Source organism: Gilliamella sp. BG2 (assembly GCF_046635645.1).
Lineage (GTDB): Bacteria > Pseudomonadota > Gammaproteobacteria > Enterobacterales > Orbaceae > Gilliamella > Gilliamella bombi.
The window spans coordinates 47,077-68,456 of the sequence record NZ_JBIDFF010000008.1 but is presented as its reverse complement, the minus strand read 5'-3'; the positions used below and the strand labels follow the sequence as shown (position 1 = coordinate 68,456).

At 35.1% G+C, this 21,380-nt stretch carries 20 protein-coding genes; 14 read left to right on the top strand and 6 right to left on the bottom strand.

The annotated features are described in order from the left end of the window. The first annotated feature begins 13 nt into the window (after positions 1–13). Positions 14–1,141 carry a molecular chaperone DnaJ gene (gene dnaJ, locus ACGH6Q_RS05080; protein WP_411592180.1) on the top strand — a complete coding sequence of 376 codons (1,128 nt, stop codon included), beginning with the start codon at positions 14–16 and terminating at the stop codon, positions 1,139–1,141. 202 nt (positions 1,142–1,343) lie between these two features. Here dnaJ and ACGH6Q_RS05075 read toward each other — a convergent pair whose 3' ends face one another. After that, positions 1,344–1,547, bottom strand: a complete 204-nt coding sequence (locus tag ACGH6Q_RS05075) for a hypothetical protein (protein WP_411592179.1) — start codon at positions 1,545–1,547, stop codon at positions 1,344–1,346. A gap of 131 nt (positions 1,548–1,678) precedes the next feature. After that, positions 1,679–1,915 (bottom strand): hypothetical protein, encoded by a 237-nt coding sequence (locus ACGH6Q_RS05070; RefSeq protein ID WP_411592178.1) that lies wholly within the window; start codon positions 1,913–1,915, stop codon positions 1,679–1,681. 699 nt (positions 1,916–2,614) lie between these two features. Between ACGH6Q_RS05070 and ACGH6Q_RS05065 the strand changes: the two genes are divergently transcribed. From ACGH6Q_RS05065 to csdE, 5 genes are all read left to right on the top strand, one after another. Next, the gene (locus ACGH6Q_RS05065) at positions 2,615–3,700 is read left to right on the top strand and encodes a hypothetical protein (RefSeq protein ID WP_411592176.1); all 1,086 of its coding nucleotides are present in this window, start codon (positions 2,615–2,617) and stop codon (positions 3,698–3,700) included. Between the two features lie 699 nt (positions 3,701–4,399). Then, positions 4,400–5,395, top strand: a complete 996-nt coding sequence (locus tag ACGH6Q_RS05060) for a peptidase U32 family protein (RefSeq protein ID WP_065590577.1) — start codon at positions 4,400–4,402, stop codon at positions 5,393–5,395. An 85-nt stretch (positions 5,396–5,480) separates the two neighbouring features. Next, positions 5,481–6,359, top strand: coding sequence for a U32 family peptidase (locus ACGH6Q_RS05055; RefSeq protein WP_065590578.1), 879 nt, complete (start codon positions 5,481–5,483; stop codon positions 6,357–6,359). Then, positions 6,328–7,539, top strand: a complete 1,212-nt coding sequence (csdA, locus tag ACGH6Q_RS05050) for a cysteine desulfurase CsdA (RefSeq protein ID WP_065590579.1) — start codon at positions 6,328–6,330, stop codon at positions 7,537–7,539. Before ACGH6Q_RS05055 ends, csdA begins: the two co-directional genes overlap by 32 nt. 68 nt (positions 7,540–7,607) lie before the next feature. Continuing rightward, positions 7,608–8,003 (top strand): cysteine desulfurase sulfur acceptor subunit CsdE, encoded by a 396-nt coding sequence (csdE, locus tag ACGH6Q_RS05045; RefSeq protein WP_174799211.1) that lies wholly within the window; start codon positions 7,608–7,610, stop codon positions 8,001–8,003. A 42-nt stretch (positions 8,004–8,045) separates the two neighbouring features. Here csdE and dolP read toward each other — a convergent pair whose 3' ends face one another. Then, positions 8,046–8,624, bottom strand: coding sequence for a division/outer membrane stress-associated lipid-binding lipoprotein (gene dolP / locus ACGH6Q_RS05040; protein ID WP_174799212.1), 579 nt, complete (start codon positions 8,622–8,624; stop codon positions 8,046–8,048). A gap of 240 nt (positions 8,625–8,864) precedes the next feature. Between dolP and ACGH6Q_RS05035 the strand changes: the two genes are divergently transcribed. Together ACGH6Q_RS05035 and ACGH6Q_RS05030 are read left to right on the top strand one after the other, a co-directional pair. Continuing rightward, positions 8,865–9,563, top strand: coding sequence for a DUF1266 domain-containing protein (locus ACGH6Q_RS05035; RefSeq protein WP_065590581.1), 699 nt, complete (start codon positions 8,865–8,867; stop codon positions 9,561–9,563). Then, on the top strand, positions 9,560–12,283 hold the full coding sequence (locus tag ACGH6Q_RS05030; RefSeq protein ID WP_411592173.1) for a hypothetical protein: 2,724 nt from the start codon (positions 9,560–9,562) through the stop codon (positions 12,281–12,283). The genes ACGH6Q_RS05035 and ACGH6Q_RS05030 overlap by 4 nt, the downstream gene beginning before the upstream one ends. A gap of 81 nt (positions 12,284–12,364) precedes the next feature. On the opposite strand, the gene ACGH6Q_RS05025 is transcribed toward ACGH6Q_RS05030, so the two are convergent. From ACGH6Q_RS05025 to xthA, 3 genes are all read right to left on the bottom strand, one after another. Next, positions 12,365–14,035 (bottom strand): molecular chaperone HscC, encoded by a 1,671-nt coding sequence (locus ACGH6Q_RS05025; RefSeq protein WP_174799214.1) that lies wholly within the window; start codon positions 14,033–14,035, stop codon positions 12,365–12,367. Positions 14,036–14,160: 125 nt separating this feature from the next. Continuing rightward, the gene (xseA, locus tag ACGH6Q_RS05020; RefSeq protein ID WP_085163676.1) at positions 14,161–15,495 is read right to left on the bottom strand and encodes an exodeoxyribonuclease VII large subunit; all 1,335 of its coding nucleotides are present in this window, start codon (positions 15,493–15,495) and stop codon (positions 14,161–14,163) included. Between the two features lie 40 nt (positions 15,496–15,535). Next, positions 15,536–16,342 (bottom strand): exodeoxyribonuclease III, encoded by an 807-nt coding sequence (gene xthA / locus ACGH6Q_RS05015; protein ID WP_411592172.1) that lies wholly within the window; start codon positions 16,340–16,342, stop codon positions 15,536–15,538. 120 nt (positions 16,343–16,462) lie between these two features. Here xthA and tyrA point away from each other — a divergent pair, with 120 nt between their 5' ends. The 6 genes from tyrA to atpH all read left to right on the top strand — a co-directional run bounded on the left by tyrA (position 16,463) and on the right by atpH (position 21,371). Further along, the gene (tyrA, locus tag ACGH6Q_RS05010) at positions 16,463–17,584 is read left to right on the top strand and encodes a bifunctional chorismate mutase/prephenate dehydrogenase (protein ID WP_034911232.1); all 1,122 of its coding nucleotides are present in this window, start codon (positions 16,463–16,465) and stop codon (positions 17,582–17,584) included. A 107-nt stretch (positions 17,585–17,691) separates the two neighbouring features. Further along, on the top strand, positions 17,692–19,023 hold the full coding sequence (gene glmM, locus ACGH6Q_RS05005) for a phosphoglucosamine mutase (RefSeq protein WP_174799217.1): 1,332 nt from the start codon (positions 17,692–17,694) through the stop codon (positions 19,021–19,023). Between the two features lie 258 nt (positions 19,024–19,281). Then, positions 19,282–20,064 (top strand): F0F1 ATP synthase subunit A, encoded by a 783-nt coding sequence (gene atpB / locus ACGH6Q_RS05000; protein WP_085163680.1) that lies wholly within the window; start codon positions 19,282–19,284, stop codon positions 20,062–20,064. Between the two features lie 36 nt (positions 20,065–20,100). Then, positions 20,101–20,328 (top strand): F0F1 ATP synthase subunit C, encoded by a 228-nt coding sequence (atpE, locus tag ACGH6Q_RS04995; protein WP_143421962.1) that lies wholly within the window; start codon positions 20,101–20,103, stop codon positions 20,326–20,328. Positions 20,329–20,353: 25 nt separating this feature from the next. After that, positions 20,354–20,824, top strand: coding sequence for a F0F1 ATP synthase subunit B (gene atpF / locus ACGH6Q_RS04990; protein ID WP_034911222.1), 471 nt, complete (start codon positions 20,354–20,356; stop codon positions 20,822–20,824). Between the two features lie 13 nt (positions 20,825–20,837). Further along, positions 20,838–21,371, top strand: a complete 534-nt coding sequence (atpH, locus tag ACGH6Q_RS04985) for a F0F1 ATP synthase subunit delta (protein ID WP_411592170.1) — start codon at positions 20,838–20,840, stop codon at positions 21,369–21,371. Positions 21,372–21,380 lie beyond the last annotated feature (9 nt).

The window sequence follows — 21,380 nt, the reverse complement described above, 5'->3', positions numbered from 1 at the left end:
ATAAAGGTTAATTATGGCGAAGAAAGATTATTATGAAACATTGGGCGTCAGTAAAAGTGCCAGTGAAAGTGAGATAAAAAAAGCCTATAAACGCCTAGCCATGAAATATCATCCTGATAAAAATCAGGATAACAAAGCCGAAGCTGAAGAAAAATTCAAAGAAGTAAAAGAAGCTTACGAAGTCCTAACCGATCCGCAAAAAAAGGCGGCTTATGATCAATATGGCCATGCTGCTTTTGAACAAGGTCAAGGCGGTGCAGGAGGATTCGGAGGCTTTGGTGGATTTGGCGGCGGAGCTTTTGACGATATATTCAGTGATTTCTTTGGTGGTGGTCGAGGTCGTGGACAAACCGTATCTCGTGGTAATGACTTACAATATAATATCACACTAACATTAGAAGAAGCTGCCGCAGGTGTTAGTAAAGAAATTAAAGTTCCAACGTTAGTAAGCTGTGATACTTGCCATGGACAAGGAACCGAAAAGCCTTCTGATGTGGTAACGTGTAACACATGTCATGGTGCCGGTGTTGTACAAATGCGCCAAGGCTTTTTTGCTGTGCAGCAAGAGTGTCCAACTTGTCATGGTCGTGGTAAAGTAGTTAAAAATCCATGTAAAAAATGTCACGGTGAAGGCCGAGTACAAAAAACAAAAACATTATCTGTTACTATTCCTGCTGGTGTTGATACAGGAAATCGTATCCGACTTTCTGGTGAAGGTGAAGCTGGATTAAATGGTGCGCCATCTGGTGATTTATACGTACAAGTGCAAGTTAAATCACATGCTATTTTTGAACGAGACGGTACAAACTTACATTGTGAAATTCCAATTAATATTGTATTAGCATCACTTGGTGGCGAAGTTGAAGTGCCAACACTTAATGGCAAGGTCAGCTTAACAATTCCTGCTGAAACACAAACAGGAAAAATGTTCCGACTACGAGGTAAAGGCATAAAATCGTTGCGTGGTAATGCTGTCGGTGATCTTTACTGCCATGTTGTAGTTGAAACACCAGTTAATTTAACCAGTAAACAAAAAGAGTTACTAAAAGAGTTAGGTGAAAGCTTTAAAGCTGATAAAAACTCTACACACAGTCCCAAAGAAAAAAGCTTCTTTGACAAAGTGAAAAAGTTTTTTGGTTAATTTGATATAGTAAAAGCACGATTGAACAGTAAAATCACTTGTTCAATCGTGTTTTAGCCAACATTAACACCTCTACACCCATCCCTATTTATTCACAAAAACAAAAAACTTTTAGGCAAAAATTAGTTAATGCAGGTATTAACTTTATTAAAGTTTTTGGTGTTTTTTAGCCAAATTAACCGTTTATGCAACTATTTCGTTTTTACTGCGATCCTGTTTTTTGCTTGCGATATTTTTCGGTTAAAATTGCGACATAAAACTTACCGTCAGTTTCTCGGGATAGATGTAAAGCGTATGGTTTATAGCTCCATATTTTATCCCCTACTATGTTTTTATATTCTTCTTTACCATATTTTTGGGTTAATTCTTTATAAACTTTCTGCTCTATTTCTGCTGTGTATGTCATTTTTTTATAAACATTGAACACAACTAATTTGGTAGGGTTACGCTCTAAGTCATCTTCAAGTCTAATTGTTAATTTTTCGTCTTGATTGTTGGCATTTAAAGTTATTTCATAGCTTTTGATTGTGCCTTCGACTATCGATTTTTTCCTATTTTTGATGGCGGTAATCGCATTTTCATTTCACTAATTTTTATGTCATTTTCAGAAAGGTGATATTTGTTTTTGAGTAATTCAACCAGTTCCAGTTCGGTTATTCCAAGCTTAACCCCTGCAAGTTCAAGATTTTCCGCCTGCTCTTTTGTTAAACCATCAGCCCAACAGGTTGGGATACAAAATAACAAAGTGAATAATAAAAAGTATTTTTTTAACATTGTTTAGTTTGAATAGTATAATGAATTATGAAGTTATCATTTTATTTTAATAAAATAATAAATTAGAAGCTAGCAAGTGAAAAAATAAGTATGGTGCAAAAAGTAAGCAAAATAAATTCCTCAATCAAACTGATTATTTATACAAAAGAAATACTTAAGGAAGATTATTTTATCATAATATTGGCATTAGAATGCGCCGATAACGAAGCGAGGATAAGCTGACAAATATAAAAATCTTTCAATATGTTAAAATATTCTCCAGAAGCTTAATTGCTATAACTCATCCTCGCCAAAAAATTTCTTCAAAAAAATAGTTAGAGCTTTAACAAACAGCAATGCTCTCACTGATTTAAAAAATCAGCTTATTAAGTAACTAAAAATAAGAAACTAAATAAAATACTTGAATAAGTAGTAGATAGGATGTGATGCACTATAATTCTAAACACTGGCAAATCTATATCTTGAATCTTTTTAGAACATTTTCAAAATAATTTGAAGTTAGCACTAAATTACAACAAGATAATGCTATTGATTTAACACTTTAGTCTAATATTGATAATCATATTGCTGAATATTATATCATTAATATTTTAATTAATTATCTTATTAGATGATTAATAGTTATAAAATTTAAATGAATATAGTGTATTATTAATGCTATTTTTGTATGATTTTTATTGAGTTAAGAGGGTAATGTATATGTTTTTCAAAAAGTTTTGGAAAAAATCACCACCTGATATTAAAAACACACCAAAAGAGCAACAAAGCACACAAGATTATTTAAGTGCGATGATTCGAGATTTTTGGCAACAAGTAAAAAATTCTGAACAATCTCTTAATGAACTTGATATTTTAGATATAATGAAAAATATTAATAATCTATTAGATGAAAATCAGTTAGATGTCATTGCTGAAATTACTGTAGGGGATACTAAGAAACATAAAATTATTTTTACTGCGGATGGAAAAATTGAACGCTTCGAATATGTAATAGAAATTTTCCGACAGGCACCTGATCTTCAGTTTTTCGAAGTAGAAGCATTTCGTCAGCGCATTAATAATGTAGATACATTTGTTATAACATCTAAAGAGAGTTCTTTTTCATTAGGTGCAACTGATTTATTAATTCAATACAAAGAAAGTCGTCGTAAAATATCTATCGGTATTATGTTTGCTAAGACAGTCCCTGAAGAGATGATAAAACAGGCAGAAACGATGGCATTAATCTATCTCGATCATCTATTAGGTGAATATGATTTTGCTGTTAGAGTAGAAGCTGTTAAGTTTTTAAAGATAGATCAGAGTGCTACCACAATTCCTGCTAACCAATTTGTAACTATTTTTGATCGGTTATGGAAAGAAGATTTAAAACATACCGGTATATTTAATATTCAAGAAGATCAATGGATTGTATTTGAATTAACAGATCTTAAAATGTTAGTGCATCGTAATGAAGCGGCTAATTCTTTGTTAGGACATGAAAATTATTGTTATGCACTTAATGTTATAGTTGATGTTGATAGTAAAGAGACACTTTCACTTGTTTATGAATTAGAAGATGCTATTAATCTTGCTTTACGTGCTGATGAGAGGGGAATTCATTGCCAAAACAGTTTTAGTGAAGGTGTAAGAAATATGCTATGGTATGTAGGAAATAAACAGTCAGTACTCCAATTAGTTAAACAAATAACAAACCGATATAATACATTATCAGTTAAAATTGAATGTGAGTTCGATCCTTTTTGGTTACAGTACTTACGCTGGGTTGAGTGTTATCAAGCATAAAAAGTATCTATGATTAATGGATACTTTTTTGCACAATAACTATTGTAGCAGGGGATGTTGAGATACTATTCTAAATTTTGTGTATTTACCTGTTAAAGGTGACGGTTTATATGGTTACCAAATTCTGTAATAAATGGACTCAATGCATTTTCCCTGTTTTAGAGGACATAGCACATTTTTTAGAAGCTTGCTGTATTGCTGAAATAGATAACTTTTTAACCGATCGGTCGGGAAAACTTACTTTCATTAGGAAACCACAGCGCAAATGTTTTTCAGCTATATCGTTTAATACTAAATTAATCATCCAATAACTTAGGTTGATAATATTAAGAGCTCATGACAATTGGATTGATTTAGTGGCTTGTAGTTCTTTTGCCCATGTTTTTGTTCCTTGATGGGCATACATTCTTTTATGATTTCTTCCTGAAGCTGTGATTTTAAATTCAATTCGGCAATTATCTGTTTAAGTTTGTTATTTTCGGTCTCAAGTTCTTTTAAGCGTTTGATATCTGAACTTTCTACTCCACCGTATTTTTTCCGCTATTTATAAAAGTTAAATTACCCATATCATATTTTCGGCAATGGTTATAGTATACTATCCATTTTTTAAGCATAACCACCGCTTTCTATTCGCATTACCCTCTGAATTATTGCATAATACAGAGGGTATAAACTATAAAAATTGAGTTAGGAATAATTATGGAACTTCTTTGTCCAGCGGGATCTTTACCATCATTAAAAGTGGCTATTGATAATGGCGCTGATGCTGTTTATATTGGTTTGAAAGACGATACCAATGCCCGTCATTTTGCTGGTTTAAATTTTAATGAAAAGCGATTGATTGAAGCTTCAGATTATGTACACAAACACGGCAAAAAATTGCATATTGCTATTAATACTTTTGCCCATCCAGAAAATTTTCAGCGTTGGCAATATGCGGTTGATACTGCGGCTAATATTGGTGCTGATGCTTTAATTATTGCCGATCTTGCTATGCTTGATTATGCGGCTGAAAAATACCCTAATCTTGAGCGTCATGTTTCTGTACAAGCGTCGTCGACCAATGAGGAGTCGATTAAGTTTTACTATAATAATTTTCAGGTACATCGCATTGTTTTGCCACGCGTACTTTCAATGCATCAAGTTAAACAGTTATCACAAGTGTCCCCCGTTCCACTCGAGGTGTTTGCTTTTGGTAGCTTGTGTATTATGGCCGAAGGTCGGTGCTATTTGTCATCTTATTTGACTGGCGAATCCCCTAATACCGTTGGCGCTTGTTCACCTGCCAAATTTGTTCGTTGGGAAGAGACCGAAAAAGGACTGGAATCAAGGCTGAATAATGTGTTAATTGATTGCCATAAAAAAGGCGAAAATGCAGGCTATCCAACGCTATGTAAAGGACGCTATTTTGTTGGTCAGGAGCTCTATCATCCTATCGAGGAGCCAACAAGTTTAAATACCATTGAGCTATTGCCTGAACTGTTTGCCGCAAATATTGCATCAGTCAAAATAGAAGGCCGTCAGCGTAGCCCTGCTTATGTTGAGCAAGTCACTAAAGTGTGGCGACAAGCCATCGATCGCTATAAAGCCAATCCGCAATCATTCCAAGCCGAACAACGCTGGATCGATACGCTTGGTTCGGTGTCAGAAGGCACACAAACAACATTAGGCGCTTATCACCGTAAATGGCAATAAGGTGTGAGTTAGCAATAGGTAATGTGCTAACAGCATCAACGTAAATCATTGAGAAAGATCTAACATAAATATAGTGAGCAAAACCATGAAATACGCATTAGGACCAGTGCTTTATTATTGGCCTAAAACTGAAACAGAAGCGTTTTATTACGCCGCTAAAGAGAGTCAAGCGGATATTATTTATATGGGCGAAACGGTTTGTACCAAGCGCCGTGAAATGAAAGTACCAAACTGGATTGAATTAGCAAAAGAGATTGCTAAATCTGGTAAACAGGTAGTGCTTTCTACATTAGCTTTACTTGAAGCACCATCAGAATTAAATGACTTACGGCAATTGGTTAATAATGGGGAGTTTTTAGTCGAAGCAAACGATTTAGCTGCCATTAATGTTGCGCATGAGCATAAATTACCCTTTGTTGCAGGTCCGGCTATTAACTGTTATAACGCTTTAACTCTAAAATTATTACAAAAACAAGGTATGGTTCGCTGGTGTATGCCGGTTGAGCTTTCTCGTGATTGGTTGAGTAATGTGCTTAAACAGTTTGAGAGTTTAAATATTGCACGAAATTTTGAAGTTGAATTGTTTAGTTATGGTTATTTACCTTTAGCTTATTCAGCTCGCTGTTTTACCGCAAGATCGGAAGATAAGCCTAAAGATAAATGCGAAACTTGTTGTATTAAGTATCCTGTTGGACGTGAGGTGTTTTCACAAGAACAACAGAAAGTATTTGTGTTAAACGGCATTCAGACTCAAAGCGGTTATTGTTACAATTTGGGAAATAATCTAAAAGAGATGAAAGGATTGGTTGATATCGTTAGAATTTCACCACTTGGTATTGAAACACTTGATATTATTAAGCAGTTTAAAGCTAACGAAGATGGATTAAATCCACTGCAAATTGAACATAACCGAGATTGTAATGGTTACTGGAATGGGATTGCCGGACTTGAACTTACCCAATAAGCATTTTCTGCCTGAACAGTTTCGGGCAAGTTTTCCTGCACTTAATAGTGAAAGCGTATATCTTGATTCGGCAGCAACAGCACTTAAACCGCTAGCAATGATTGATGCGACACTTGCGTATTATGCCCAGAATACTGCTACTGCAAAACGTAGTTTATACCAAGATGCTTTGCAAGTAACTGCAAAAATTGATAAGGCAAGACAAAATGTTGCCGATTTGGTTCACGCTAATAGTAGTGCTGAAATTATCTGGACACGAGGTGCAACCGAGTCAATTAACTTAATTGCGCAAAGCTATGCTCGATCGTTGTTACAACCCAACGATGAAATTATTGTGAGTGAATTAGAGCATCATAGTAATTTGTTACCTTGGTTGATTGTGGCTAAGCAAACGGGGGCTAAAGTCGTTAAGTGGTCGTCGGATGTTAATGAGTTATCGTCGTTAATGTCAGCTAAGACCAAGATTGTTGCAGTGACTCAAATGTCAAACGTCACTGGATTTTGCCCTGATTTAGCTACAATAAGCAACATTGTTCATCAATATGATGCGGTTTTAGTGGTGGATGGTGCGCAAGGTGTTGTTCATCATGCAATTAATGTTAACCAGTTAGATATCGATTTTTATGCCTTTTCTACCCATAAATTGTATGGTCCAACGGGGCTTGGCGTTTTATATGGTAAAAAGGCATTACTTGAGCTAATGTCGGTTTGGCATGGTGGCGGTAAAATGCTAAAAAGCGCTTCGTTTGATGATTTTATTCAAGAAGATCTTCCTTATAAATTTGAAGCTGGTACGCCTAATATTGCAGGTATTGTTGGTTTTAATTCCGTACTTGAGTGGTTAAAAAGTTGGGATAATAAGCAAGCTGAAAACTACACAAAACAGCTAGCTTATTATGCAAAATCACAACTAAACCAATTTGCCGATATTCAATTTTATAGTGTGGATGATAGCCCGATAATCACTTTTAATATCAATAATATTCATCATAATGATATTGCTATTTTGTTAAGTGAACAAAATATTGCCATCCGTACTGGTGAGCTTTGTGCCCAGCCTTTGATGAATAAATTAGGATGCCACGGAGCGGTTCGTGTTTCATTGATGCCATATAATAATCAGCAAGATGTGGATAAATTTATTTCAGTATTGCAAAATGTAATTGAAATATTAGTGTGATTTTATACTGAAACGTATAGTTTCCTGAAACTTTTTTACAAAAATTTAATCGTAAATAGGTCAATATTATGCTATCACAGCAAAGCTTAGCCGAATTATTCGCAAAGCAACATAATTGGCAAGATCGTTATCGACAGTTAGTGATGTTAGCAAAGCAATTGCCTGATTTTCCTGAAGAGCAAAAGACAGCTCAAAATCAAGTCAATGGCTGCGAAAACCGAGTTTGGTTGACTTATCAAAAACAGACAGATGATACCTATGTTTTTAGTGGTGATAGTGAAGGTCGAATAGTGAAAGGATTATTGGCAATCTTAATTATTGTTGCTAATAATAAAACAGCGCAAGAAATTGCAACGCTCGATTTTCAATCCTTATTAAGCCAATTGAAAATTTCTGATGAGTTAAGCCAATCTCGTTTGCAAGGGCTTACTAAATTAATTGAGCGTATTAAATCAGTTGTATAAAAAAGGGGGCTAATTCGCCCCTGTCTTTTATATAGTCAATATTTAATCTTCAGTATACGTATATAGTGTGATAACTTTTTTTACACCACGGACTTTACTTGCAATTTCGGCTGCTGCTTTACCTTCTTCTGATGTAACAATACCAATTAAGAAAACTTCGCCGTTTTCAGTTACTACTTTAATCTTGCGAGCTTTTGTTTTGGCATCTAAAACTAACTGAGATTTAACTTGAGTCGTTATCCATGTATCATTGGTAATAGTCCCTGCACCAACAGGCTCTCCAATACGAATTTGGTTATAGACTTTTTTTACCCCTTCAACTTGGTAAGCAAGACTTTCAGCTTTTTCAACTTGTTCATTATTTGCTTGTCCAGTTAACAGAATATTACCACCATAAGCACTAGTAACAATACGAGAACCAATAAAAAATGGTCCATTATTTTTTATTTTCATGCTCATGCGTGAACTAAGTGTTGTATCATCAACTTGAGTACCCGCAGTACGAGGATCGGTTGCAACTTTTGCCGTAGCCCCTGCACCAATTCCTATAAAGGCAGCAACGCAGCCTTGTAATGTTAATGCGCAAGAAATTAACATTACTATTAAGCTAACTTTTTTCACTATAACTCCTTATGATTTATTACTCTGTAATAATCAAATTTCAATAAATTGTTTGTATTATGCCTTGTAGATATTGATTTGCAAATAATTTTATGATTTATGCTAGCTTATAGCAGTATTTATATTTTATTAAACTTAACCACACCATAGATTTCTGTTTGAATTTCAATTGTTATTTTAGTGTAAAATCTGCTATCTTTTGATAATAAATAAAATAAATTAGATGATTGGAATACAAATATGAATCAAGATTGTGTCGATTGGCTATATGGTTTATCTGCACCAATGGTTGTAATAAACATAGAAAATGGAGCAAGTTATACTTCGCCATTTTTTTATCCAGATCGAGATTTTGTTGATATGAAAGAGAGTTGGGGGATTGATTCCCGTGAAACTTTACTTAACTGTGTGTTCGACATGGTTGATGATGGGCACGCTTCAGCATTGTCTAAATATTATTTGATGTATTCTCGACTTTCCGAATTTGATTGGTGTGACCATTATCAAGAACAAGATGACTATCAAAAAGTTTTGCTTGATTTTGTCAAACAAACCTTTCCTGTGTGCGGTACTGCAGGTATCCGTAGTTGGGATTATGCTCGAATGGGATATATCTTACGAAATGGTATCACTAATAAATATATCACCGAACAAGAGGCCTTATGGGTTTTTTCTCGAATAGGACTCCGTTGTCAATATTATTATAGAAACTGGCACCATTACTTTTCAGGCTGGTTTGTTGGCTATCAATATTGGATATCACTCAATAGCAAAGAAGACTTAGAAACATTACGTTGCGAATTGACTCGAGCATCACGCGCTCATACCATGGCAAATTTACATGAAGATAAAGATGCCCCACATAATCGTTTATCTTGGTATATAGATATTGAAGAACTAGAAAAACCTGAGTCACTAATGGAGTATGATTGGTCATGAATGAAAATATTTGGCAACTGTTAGGCATTGAAAAAACAACCGATCAAGCGGCTATTCGTCAAGCATATCGAGCACAATTACCTTCATATCATCCTGAAACTGATCCCGATGGTTTTAAAGCATTACGCGAAGCCTATGAGTCAGCAATAAAATATGCACAATCGCCCGAAACAATGGCCGATGAACCTAAGTCTGAATCAGAACAACAACAAGAAGTATCAGTATCTTTAACAGAAAAACAGCTTAAAGCCAATGAAATTTGTGAGGCTTATCAAACATTATTAGATGATCCTCGACGCTGTTTTAATGTTAACGAGTGGCAAAAATTTATTGGTTCATTTTATGACTACTCAATGGTAGTTATTGATTCTGTAAAATGGCGATTGTTAGAAATAAGTTATGAATCAAAAAATATATCAGAGTCATGTGTCAAACTATTAGCCGATAGTTTACGTTGGCGGCAACTGCTAATGATTCAATTTACCGATGATTTTGAAAAGTATGATAATTATTTAAATCATATTGATCGTGGTGATTTGTTCAATTACACCTATTTACCGACAACAAGTAAAACACTGCAAAATGTAACTATCGATTATATGTACTATACTAGGTGGTTATTTTTGGAGCGTAGATCTGAGGATATTTATGCATTCTTATCACAAGATACGGTCATTTATCTTCCTGATGATAAAAATTTGATGCTTAAATTTTCCTATTGGCATTGTATAGCTAATATAAAAAATCAAGCTATTTTGGATTACGCTTTAAAATGTATTTCCCAAAATGATCAAGATGAAAATATCATTATCGAATGGAAATATATTGCCGCTATTCAATATACGTTACTTGATAATAAGCAAGAGTCCTTACAATCTTGGCTAGATCTTTATAGTTCTGGTCATTATCAAGATAAAGCAGCCAGCTGGATAGCTGGTTGGTGCGAATATTATAATAAAGATTATTTCCCATTATTAATCATGGCCCTTAATAATTCTTACTGTATTGATATAGATAACACTGAAAATTATTTAAATGCAATACCTCAGCTAACAGCAACAACTGTTTCACGATTGGCGGAACTTGAGGCTAGTGATTATTCCCCTGAAATAGCCAATTTTATTGATTGGGCGTTAAATGTAAATTGGAATTATAGACAAGTTTTATCCATGCTGTTACTTGATGACGGTACCAATCGATTGTATCGCTTATATCGCCATGCCATCATGCTTCGCCACGGTAATGAAAGATTATTGCAAGAAATCCTTGATGAACGCAGCGATGATCCATTTGAACAATTTATTTTGCAAAATTTACAAAGGCAAGCACGACAAAACCTAACATGGTTATCAGAGCTACCGCCCGTACAAGAGTTTAAAGCTTGGCTATATGATAGTGATGAAAATGCGCCTATTCCAGCTAAATTTGATCCTAATTCTGAAGATAATCATTGTTTGTATTGTCGTTTATGGCTAGATAGGCTTGATTATTTGCCTTATGTTGCCATGTTTCATCTTTATAATAATTTAGAGTATTCATATATGGAAATGTATGATTGGGTAGCTTTTCTTACAATACGAATACCTTACAAATTACCCGCTCCTCCAGATGCTTCTATCTGTTCAAGTAATAAAAATGCCTATTGGCAATGGTATCGTAATTGTTTATTAGTTATATCAATTGCCAGTCAACCCTTTGCAACGGCCAAATATCTTCAAACTGAAAATAATACATTTCAACTACCGGATGATAATTTGCTATCCCCTCTTATTAATATTTTTAAACAAGGAAACTGGCAAAATGAAACAGAGTTATATAATCTGATTAACAATGACAGTAAGTTAATTGATTGCATTTTAATAAATTATCCAAATTCAATTGAATCGTATATTGATGATACACCTGATAGCATTGATTTTAACGAAATTGAGCAAAAATTTGAACAAGTATGGCATCCTAAATTAGCGAAACAAAATCCTCTCTACTTGATGATTTTATACATCATAGTATTTAATAAGCCCGATCAAAAAACAAAATTAAATAAAGTGTTACAAGATATTACTGGCGATAATAAAGAGTTAATAAAAGTATCAACAGTTCTACAAAAAAATTGGGAGTCATTATCATCTGATGATAAAATAAAATACAATTACACCGAACTAGTTGATGAAATAGTGACCATTGCTAAACGTTTATCTAACTCTTACGGTATATGTGATGAAGACGACCTTACAATGCTAGACGAGTTCAAAAATACCAGCGGCAATGATTTAGTCTTACGGCTTTGTGCAGCATCACTTATAGCAAAAAATGCCGAAAATCAAAAAAAACTGAATTCACAGGCATTACCTAAAAATAAATGGTGGCAGTTTTGGCGTTGGAATGGACGAACAAATCTAAAAGGTTTGATTACACAATTACTTTGTAATTTTGTACTTTTAGGATTAATGTCCATACTTAGCAATTATTTTGAGCTAAATAGTCCAATCTTTTCTAAGATTGGTTGTTTTATTATTGCAGCTAACACGATTTTTGCTATAAAGAGACGCCTAAATGACAGTTATAAAGGACAACCTTTATTCTTTTACTACTTTTACTACTCTTTAATATCAATATTGGTTATTCCTTGGACTTTTTGGCCATTTAGGCTTCCAGGAATTAAACAAACCAATCGTTTTGGACCACCAGTAGAAGAAATTACCAAGGAAAAAGAAAAGTAAACGACAAGTAATCTCCCCTTTTTTATCTAGGCTATACTTGGCTAAAGGAAGGGGAGAGGATATTTTTAAAAATTAGATCTTTTATCGATTAAGATCTTTTAAGTTTAACTCAATTTCACAACGAATTTCGTTAATTTCTTCAGAATTTTGTCTATTTAGTACTTCCATAAAAACTTCGATATATGATCCAATTAATAGTCGTTCATCACCCAATGATTGTGCCCATGCACGTTCTAGCCTTGCTAATAAAGTACGATTCGGCATTTCGTCGCGAGGGTGAATTTTAAGTGCTTTCAAGCGATCATGACTGTCTTGTTTTTGTTTGTCTGTTAATCCAATTGGACTATGATCAATTACTTTGCCATGTTGCTTACCTGTTTCAAGCAAAACCACATCAACTTCTAATAAGCCATTTAGATCATAACTAAAGCGGACATCAATTCCTTGGGTTCTTTCCATTGGCGTTAGAGGCACTTCAAACTCATCAATTAAAACATTATTTTCAACGCGTGGATTTTCACCTTGATAAACCGAAATACATATCGCTTTTTGCTGAGGGTGCGTTGTGTAAAATGTTTTTACTTTCGAAGTTGGTACAATGGTATTACGTTCAATAATGGGTGAAAATAATCCACTAACATTATTTGAACAACTTTCAATCCCTAGTGTATAAGGGCACACATCAGTAAGAATGACTTCTTCAACATCAGCATTTCGCAATCGACAAGCTGCTTGAACTGCGGCACCTTGTGCAACGATCGTTGTCGGATTTATGTGGCGATAGGGTAATTTACCAAATAATTTAGTAACCAGTTCTCGTACCACACCTAATTGAGATGAACCGCCGACTAATACGATATGTTCAAGTTGATTAGGTTTTAATCGGGCATCACTTAATGCTTGTTCTATTGGTGCTCTTAGTCGATTAAGTAGTGGTAACCATAGTGTTTTAGCTCGGCTTTCGTTTAAGGTAAATTGCCACTGCTTATCTTGCCAAAACCAAGTTAAAGTATGTGATTCTTCAACATTTAATTTACATTTTAGTTGTTCGGCTAAATCTAACAGGCGAGCATAATCATCGGTCGGAATATCTTGTTGTTTAAGATTCCATTCACTTAAGCAAACTTTAACAAGCTCTTGGGTAAAATCTTCACCACCTAAATAGTTATCACCAGCAGAAGCATGCACTTCAATAATGGGCATTGAATATTCAAGCACTGTTACATCAAACGTACCACCACCTAAATCAAATACTAAAGTATTACCCGATTGATCTTCATGTAATCCGTATGCCATAGCGGCTGCTGTTGGTTCATTGATTAAGCGTACAGCATTTAACCCAGCTAACTCGGCAGCAAAGCGAGTTTGCTTGCGTTGTTCATCATTAAAATAAGCAGGAACAGAAATGACAACATCACGAACTTCTTGGTTTAAAAAAGCCTCTGCATCTGCTTTCAATGATTTTAAAATTATGGCTGAAAGTTCAGTTGGCGTAAATTTTTTGTCACCTAATTCGAAAACTTTATTTGAACCTAAAAAGCGTTTAAATGCTGCTGCACTGCGATTTGGATGAGTGGTTAAACGAGACAATGCCGCATGTCCGACTAAAATAGAATCGTCTTCATCAACACTAACTACAGATGGTGTAACAACTTCACCAATTGAGTTAGGAATGAGGACAGTTTTACCATCTTGCCAAACACAAATTAAACTGTTTGTAGTGCCTAAATCAATACCGATTGGATAATGCATAAACTCTCTAAATAATATAATAATTTCCTATTGTTTAGATTATATACTAGCGATCACCAGAATTGCAAAAATGATACTAAAGATTAGTAAAATAGGTTTATCTATTATCTTTAAATATAATTATTTTATTCGTTAATTTTTGTTATTTGGCTAACAAGTTTACCTTTTTTCAGCTTTGTTACGATAATGTCACCCACCGTGACTTGTTCAGAGCGACGAACCACTGTGTTGTTTTGGTCGGTGGTAACTGAATAACCTCGTTCGAGAGTAGCTAGCGGACTAACGTTGTTAAGTTGAGAGGTTTGTAAAACAAATTGATGTTGTGATTTTATTAACTTTTGTTTAATTAAATTAATTAATTGTTGCTGTTTTTGCCAAGTAAGTTGCCCTAAATAGGTAATATTATTTTGTGGAGATACTCGTAATAGTCTTTTATCGAGTGAATTATGACGATTTGATAGTCTGAGAAAATATTGCTGAATATTTTCAGATAATGAATGGCGATAAGCTAAAAGTTGATTTAATTGTTTTTCTAGCTTTGTTTGTGGATGTTGAGTCTGTAATTGGTGTCGCCATTTATTGAGTTTTTCTCGGCATTGCATTAAATAATAATCCATTGCCATGGTTAAATGCTGCTGTTGAACTTGCAAACGTTTTACTTGTTGTAAACTGTCTTGACTAACAAGCTCGGCTGCTGCAGATGGGGTTGCCGCTCTAACATCAGCCACAAAATCGGCAATCGTAAAATCAATCTCATGCCCAACCGCACTCACAATCGGTATTTGACTAGCAAAAATAGCTCTGGCTACCACTTCTTCATTAAATGACCATAAGTCTTCAAGCGAGCCACCACCTCGTCCAACAATTAATATATCACATTCTTGACGAATGTTGGCAATGTGAATCATGTTAGCGATTTGCCCTGCCGCTTCATTGCCCTGAACTTGCGTTGGGTAAATAATTAAATGCAAACTTGGATCTCGGCGTTTTAATATCTGACAAATATCATGCAATGCCGCACCCGTTGATGAAGTGATAATTCCAACTATGCGAATGTTTTCTGGTAATGGCTGTTTATTGGTAGAATCAAATAAACCTTCCTCAGACAGCTTTTGTTTTAGTTGCTCAAACTTTTGCTGTAATAATCCCGTACCTGCTGCTTGGATTTTATCAATAACCAGTTGGTATTCGCCACGTGCCTCATATAGTGTTACTGTGGCCCTGACTAAAACTTGTTGCCCATTTTGTGGGATAAAACCTGCACGAAAATTGCTGTTGCGAAACATAGCACAGCGTACTTGTGCACTATCGTCTTTTAACGAAAAATACCAATGACCTGATGATGGACGTGAAAAGTTTGATATTTCACCTATTAACCAGATCTGGCCAATAGCATCACAAAGCAATTCTTTAACCATTTGATTAAGATCTTTCACTGATAAAATTGAATTGTTTTGCATGCTATTATCCTTATTACAACTATATTATAACTATAAAGGTTTATACTAAATCAAATTGAGCCCAAATTGGTGCATGATCAGATGGTTTTATCATTGCACGAATATCATAATCAATACCCGTTTGTTTACAATAAGTCATCATTTTTTGACTAGCTAATATTAAATCAATTCTTAACCCATTATGGGTTTCAAAACCTTTAGTACGATAATCAAACCAAGAATACTCAAGTTCAGTTGGGTGAGCATTGCGGTAAGTATCAATAAAACCGAGAGACATTAATTCGTTTATCCATTTTCGTTCTTCTGGTAAAAATGAACATTTTCCCGTACGAAGCCATCGTTTACGGCTATCATCTGGAATGCCAATATCTAAATCGGTTGGGCAAATATTCATATCGCCCATAACTAAAGTTAGTTGATTATTTAATTGACGATCTTGTAAATACTGTATTAAATCATTATAAAATTTACGTTTAGCAGGGTATTTAATTTCATGATGTAAACTTTCACCTTGAGGAAAATAACCATTAATTATTGTTAAATTACCTTGACTAGTAGGTAACTCAATTATGATCAAACGACATTGAGCATCATCACTATCGTTTGGAAAGCCACATTGCACAGACAAAGGTTGTTGCTTGGTTAACAATGCTACTCCATAATGCCCTTTTTGTCCGTGATAATGTAAGTGATAACCAAACTGTGCTAATTCATCAATGGGAAACTGATCGTTATGAACTTTAGTTTCTTGTAAACCAATAATATCTGGTTGGTGTGTCTCAATAATTGCTGATAATTGATGAATTCGAGCGCGAAGGCTATTAATATTAAACGAGATAACTTTCATAATAAATTTATTATATTTAATTCCATGTTATAAACTAAATACGCATCGTAACAAAAATACGTTATACTGTTAAGCTATTACAATAAAAACCACCATTTGTGATAAAGGGAATCACTAAATATGTCTACGGAATTACTTGCCTTGCGCGATAAAATCGATGAAGTCGATAAATCCATTTTATCTTTAATTACAAAGCGATTAGCATTAGTTGCCGAAGTTGGCGAAGTAAAAAGCAAACATGGCATTCCGATTTATGATCCCAATCGTGAAGCGGATATGTTAGCTAAAAGGCGACATGAAGCTGAAAAAGTAGGCATATCTCCCAATTTAATAGAAGATATTTTACGTCGTTTAATGCGTGAGTCTTATATTAGTGAAAATGATAAAGGTTTTAAAAAAGTCTATAGTGGTCAAGGATCAATAGTGATTGTTGGTGGTAATGGGCAAATGGGACGATTGTTTGCTCATTTATTTACCCTATCTGGCTATCAGGTTAAAACATTAGGTTCTAAAACTATGCATCAAGCAGCCGAAGTGGTTACTGATGCAGTGGCTGTTATCGTGACAGTACCTATTAACAAAACCTGTGAAGTCATTAAACAACTACCACCATTACCCAAAGATTGTATTTTAACGGATTTTACATCTATAAAAGCCAAGCCTCTCCAGGCAATGCTTGATAAACATCAAGGGCCTGTAGTCGGTTTACACCCAATGTTTGGTCCAGATGTACCAAATTTAGCCAAACAAATTATTGTTTATTGTGAAGGGCGATATCCAGATAAATACCAATGGCTAATAGAACAAATGCGTATTTGGGGAGCCAATTTATGTGCGATTAATGCCAAAGAGCATGACAAATGCATGTCATTCATCCAAGCATTACGCCATTTCACTTCGTTCTCATATGGTGTCAATTTGCAACGAGAACAGGCCGATTTAGAGCAATTGATCGCACTTTCTTCGCCAATTTATCGCCTTGAATTGATGATGGTTGGGCGCTTATTTGCTCAAGATCCTGAGCTTTATGCCGATATCATCATGGCGTCAGATGATAATATTGAATTAATCAAACGCTACTATGAACGCTTTGGGCAAATGGTCGAACTTATTGAACAACGTGACAAAACTAAATTTATTAAAAGTTTTAACGAAGTTACGCAATGGTTTGGTAGTTATGCCGAACGTTTTATTAAAGAGAGCCAAGGATTATTAAAATTTGCCAATGACAATCGAGAGTAGTTTTATATTAAAAAGTATACTTTCCTGAAAGTTTTTCACAAATTAAAATATACTTTTTATCAAAAGATAGTTGTTAGAAATAATAAATGTTAGTGTGAGGGAATATCATGTCTAATCGAAAATACTTTGGTACAGATGGGATTCGCGGTAAAGTTGGCCAGTATCCTATTACACCAGATTTTGCGCTTAAATTAGGCTGGGCTGCTGGGCGAGTGCTAGCCAAAGATGGCGTTAAAAAAGTATTAATCGGTAAAGATACCCGCATTTCAGGCTACATGCTTGAATCAGCACTAGAAGCGGGATTTGCTTCTGCTGGTGTTGCCGCTGCGTTTACAGGACCAATGCCAACCCCGGCAATTGCCTATTTAACCCGCACTTTTCGTGCTGATGCCGGCGTTGTCATTTCTGCCTCGCACAATCCTTTTTATGACAATGGTATTAAATTCTTTTCAACCGAAGGGAAAAAGCTTGATGATACAATCGAACTAGAAATTGAAGCCGAACTTGAAAAAGAGATCGATTGCGTTGAATCCAAACAACTTGGTCGAGCTAGCCGTATTACCGACGCTGCAGGGCGTTATATTGAATTTTGTAAAAGCACATTTGACCATGATTTAAGTTTGTCTGGATTAAAAATTGTTGTCGATTGCGCTAATGGTGCCACCTATCACATAGCACCCAAAGTATTACGAGAACTAGGAGCACAAGTAATAAAAATTGGTTGTGAGCCAGATGGTGTTAACATCAATGAAAACTGTGGCGCAACTGACATAAAAGCGCTTGCTAAACGAGTTATTGATGAAAAAGCCAATTTAGGTTTTGCCTTAGATGGCGATGGTGACCGCATTATCATGGTTGATCACGAAGGTCGAAAAATTGACGGCGATTTAATTATCTATATCATTGCCCGTGAAGCATTAAGACAAGGTCAACTAAAAGGTGGCGTTGTCGGTACATTAATGAGCAATATGGGGCTTGAAATTGCCCTTAAAAATCTCGGTATCCCATTTGCTCGTGCTAAAGTTGGTGATCGTTATGTACTTGAAAAACTAATCGAAAAAAATTGGCGCTTAGGTGCCGAAAATTCGGGACATGTTTTATTATTAGATAAAACCACCACTGGTGATGGTATTATTGCTGGCTTACAAGTATTAGCAGCAATGATTCGTAATGATATGTCATTAGCTGACTTGTGCAGTGGTATGACAATGTTACCACAAGTATTAATTAATGTTCGGTTTTCAGGTGAAAACGACCCCTTAAATAGTGATGAAGTAAAAGCGGCAATTAAACATGCAGAAAAACAGCTTGGTCATAATGGTCGAGTTTTGATCCGTAAATCAGGAACCGAACCGCTAATTCGTGTTATGGTAGAAGGAAGCAATGAAAACGAAGTGCAAAAGTTGGCAGAAACTATCGCTACAGCAGTTAAAGCCTAAAAATACCCCCAATCATGCCCATTAATTAAGACATTAATTGAGCTATATTGAAGTTAGAATAGTAAAAGAAGTTGCGTGCATTTACGTAAAATTAGTAAAAAGTGTCTAAAATTTTAATTTTGTTAATCAAAGGTTGACTTGTTATAGGCAATTAGGTTTAAAATAGTAACTTCAGATTATTACAGCAATTGCTTATATCTTTCAACTGAAAACATGAGCAATATTTTTTATTTTTTAAAAATAGGTTAAGAGGGTTATATGTCGGTTTCCTCTCCAGCTTCACCACAAGCTTATATCAAGCATCATCTTGAGAACTTGCAAGTAGGTTCTGGTTTTTGGACCTTAAATCTTGACTCATTGTTCTTTTCGATCTTACTTGGTGTTATTTTTTTGTGGATATTCCATCGTGTAGCAAGAAAAGCCACCAGTGGTGTCCCAAGTAAACTGCAATGTGCAGTAGAAATGATCTTCGAATTTGTCAATAATACTGTTAAGGACATGTTTACTGGTCAAAATAAACTCATTGCGCCGTTAGCATTAACTGTGTTTATTTGGGTTTTCTTGATGAATTTAATGGATCTTATCCCTGTTGATTTTCTACCTTATGCAGGTCAGTACCTAGGTCTGTCACACTTGAGAGTTGTACCAACCGCAGATGTAAGCATTACTATGTCAATGTCCTTAGGTGTGTTTGCACTTATCATCATTTACTCAATCAAGTACAAAGGAATTTCAGGATTTGTTAAAGAATATACCTTGCATCCATTTAATCACTGGGCATTTGCACCTATCAATTTAGTACTTGAATTAGTTAGTCTATTAGCGAAACCTGTTTCTTTAGGGCTTCGACTTTTCGGAAATATGTATGCAGGTGAGCTTATTTTCATCTTAATTGCTGGATTATTACCTTGGTGGTCACAGTGGGTATTATCGTTACCATGGGCCATTTTTCATATTTTAATAATTACGTTACAAGCTTTTATTTTTATGGTGTTGACGATCGTCTATTTAGCTATGGCGTCGGCAACGGAAGATCATTAATTTTAATATTTTTTTGTTAATAAACTGGAGTATATAATGGAAATGTTATTTGTAGCCGCAGGCATTATGATGGGATTAGCTGCAATTGGTGGTGCAGTTGGTGTTGGTTTATTAGGCGGTAAATTTTTAGAAAGTGCTGCTCGTCAACCGGAATTAATGCCTATGTTACGTACTCAATTCTTTATTGTTATGGGTCTAGTTGATGCAATCCCAATGATCTGTGTAGGTATTGCACTTTACGTTATCTTCGTGGTTGCAGGTTAATAAAAATTTAAGGGGGAATCGTGTCATGAATATGAACGCAACTCTCCTCGGCCAAGCAATTACATTTGTATTGTTTGTTTGGTTCTGTATGAAGTTTGTTTGGCCTCCTGTTATTGGCGCAATTGAAAAACGCCAAAAAGAGATAGCCGAAGGACTTGCTTCAGCAGAAACAGCAAAAAAAGATTTGGAATTAGCCAAAGCGAATACATCTGACATAATGCAACAGGCTAAGGTTGAGGCTAATGCAATTATTGAGCAAGCGAATAAACGCAAAGCAATCATTCTTGAAGAAGCAAAACAAGAAGCTTCTCGCGAAAAAGAACGAATTGTTGCTCAAGGACTTGCCGAAGTAGAAGCTGAACGCAAACGAGCAAGAGAAGAGCTTAAACAACAAGTCGCTACACTCGCTATTGCTGGTGCAGAAAAAATTATTGAACGTTCTGTTAATGAAGCCGCAAATAGCGACATCATTGATAAACTCGTAGCTGAACTATAAGGAGAATAGAGCAATGGCTGACTTAATTACGATTGCTCGCCCTTATGCTAAAGCCGCTTTCGAATTTGCGATAGAAAATAACAGCATCGAATCATGGCATAAAATGTTAGTGCTAACATCTGAAGTGAGTAAAGATACTCAAATAAGAAGTGTCTTAACATCTGATATGAAAACTGATTCGGTGGCTAATTTACTCATCAACATCTGTAAAGATGTGTTAGATGAGTTTAGTACTAATTTTATTAAGATTATGGCTGAAAACAAACGATTATCACTTCTTCCTGAAGTGTTAATCTTGTTTGAACAATATTGTTTAGATAAAGAATCACAAGCAGATGTTGATGTAATTTCTGCCAGTGAACTAACTAATGAGCAACTTAATAAAATTTCTGTCGCTGTCGAAAAACGTTTATCACGAAAAGTAAAACTAAAATGTCATATAGATAAATCGCTCATTTCTGGTTTTATTATTCGTACGGGCGATATGGTTATTGATAGTAGTATCAGAGGGCGTTTAAATCGTTTAAATAACGCTCTACAGTCTTAAGGGGACTGA

What these genes read in the sequence shown, in the direction of transcription:
- dnaJ (WP_411592180.1), top strand. Translation starts at nt 14, where the DNA reads ATGGCGAAGAAAGATTATTATGAAACATTGGGCGTCAGTAAAAGTGCC.
- ACGH6Q_RS05075 (WP_411592179.1), bottom strand. Translation starts at nt 1,547, where the DNA reads ATGACATACACAGCAGAAATAGAGCAGAAAGTTTATAAAGAATTAACC.
- ACGH6Q_RS05070 (WP_411592178.1), bottom strand. Translation starts at nt 1,915, where the DNA reads ATGTTAAAAAAATACTTTTTATTATTCACTTTGTTATTTTGTATCCCA.
- ACGH6Q_RS05065 (WP_411592176.1), top strand. Translation starts at nt 2,615, where the DNA reads ATGTTTTTCAAAAAGTTTTGGAAAAAATCACCACCTGATATTAAAAAC.
- ACGH6Q_RS05060 (WP_065590577.1), top strand. Translation starts at nt 4,400, where the DNA reads ATGGAACTTCTTTGTCCAGCGGGATCTTTACCATCATTAAAAGTGGCT.
- ACGH6Q_RS05055 (WP_065590578.1), top strand. Translation starts at nt 5,481, where the DNA reads ATGAAATACGCATTAGGACCAGTGCTTTATTATTGGCCTAAAACTGAA.
- csdA (WP_065590579.1), top strand. Translation starts at nt 6,328, where the DNA reads ATGGGATTGCCGGACTTGAACTTACCCAATAAGCATTTTCTGCCTGAA.
- csdE (WP_174799211.1), top strand. Translation starts at nt 7,608, where the DNA reads ATGCTATCACAGCAAAGCTTAGCCGAATTATTCGCAAAGCAACATAAT.
- ACGH6Q_RS05035 (WP_065590581.1), top strand. Translation starts at nt 8,865, where the DNA reads ATGAATCAAGATTGTGTCGATTGGCTATATGGTTTATCTGCACCAATG.
- ACGH6Q_RS05030 (WP_411592173.1), top strand. Translation starts at nt 9,560, where the DNA reads ATGAATGAAAATATTTGGCAACTGTTAGGCATTGAAAAAACAACCGAT.
- ACGH6Q_RS05025 (WP_174799214.1), bottom strand. Translation starts at nt 14,035, where the DNA reads ATGCATTATCCAATCGGTATTGATTTAGGCACTACAAACAGTTTAATT.
- xseA (WP_085163676.1), bottom strand. Translation starts at nt 15,495, where the DNA reads ATGCAAAACAATTCAATTTTATCAGTGAAAGATCTTAATCAAATGGTT.
- xthA (WP_411592172.1), bottom strand. Translation starts at nt 16,342, where the DNA reads ATGAAAGTTATCTCGTTTAATATTAATAGCCTTCGCGCTCGAATTCAT.
- tyrA (WP_034911232.1), top strand. Translation starts at nt 16,463, where the DNA reads ATGTCTACGGAATTACTTGCCTTGCGCGATAAAATCGATGAAGTCGAT.
- glmM (WP_174799217.1), top strand. Translation starts at nt 17,692, where the DNA reads ATGTCTAATCGAAAATACTTTGGTACAGATGGGATTCGCGGTAAAGTT.
- atpB (WP_085163680.1), top strand. Translation starts at nt 19,282, where the DNA reads ATGTCGGTTTCCTCTCCAGCTTCACCACAAGCTTATATCAAGCATCAT.
- atpE (WP_143421962.1), top strand. Translation starts at nt 20,101, where the DNA reads ATGGAAATGTTATTTGTAGCCGCAGGCATTATGATGGGATTAGCTGCA.
- atpF (WP_034911222.1), top strand. Translation starts at nt 20,354, where the DNA reads ATGAATATGAACGCAACTCTCCTCGGCCAAGCAATTACATTTGTATTG.
- atpH (WP_411592170.1), top strand. Translation starts at nt 20,838, where the DNA reads ATGGCTGACTTAATTACGATTGCTCGCCCTTATGCTAAAGCCGCTTTC.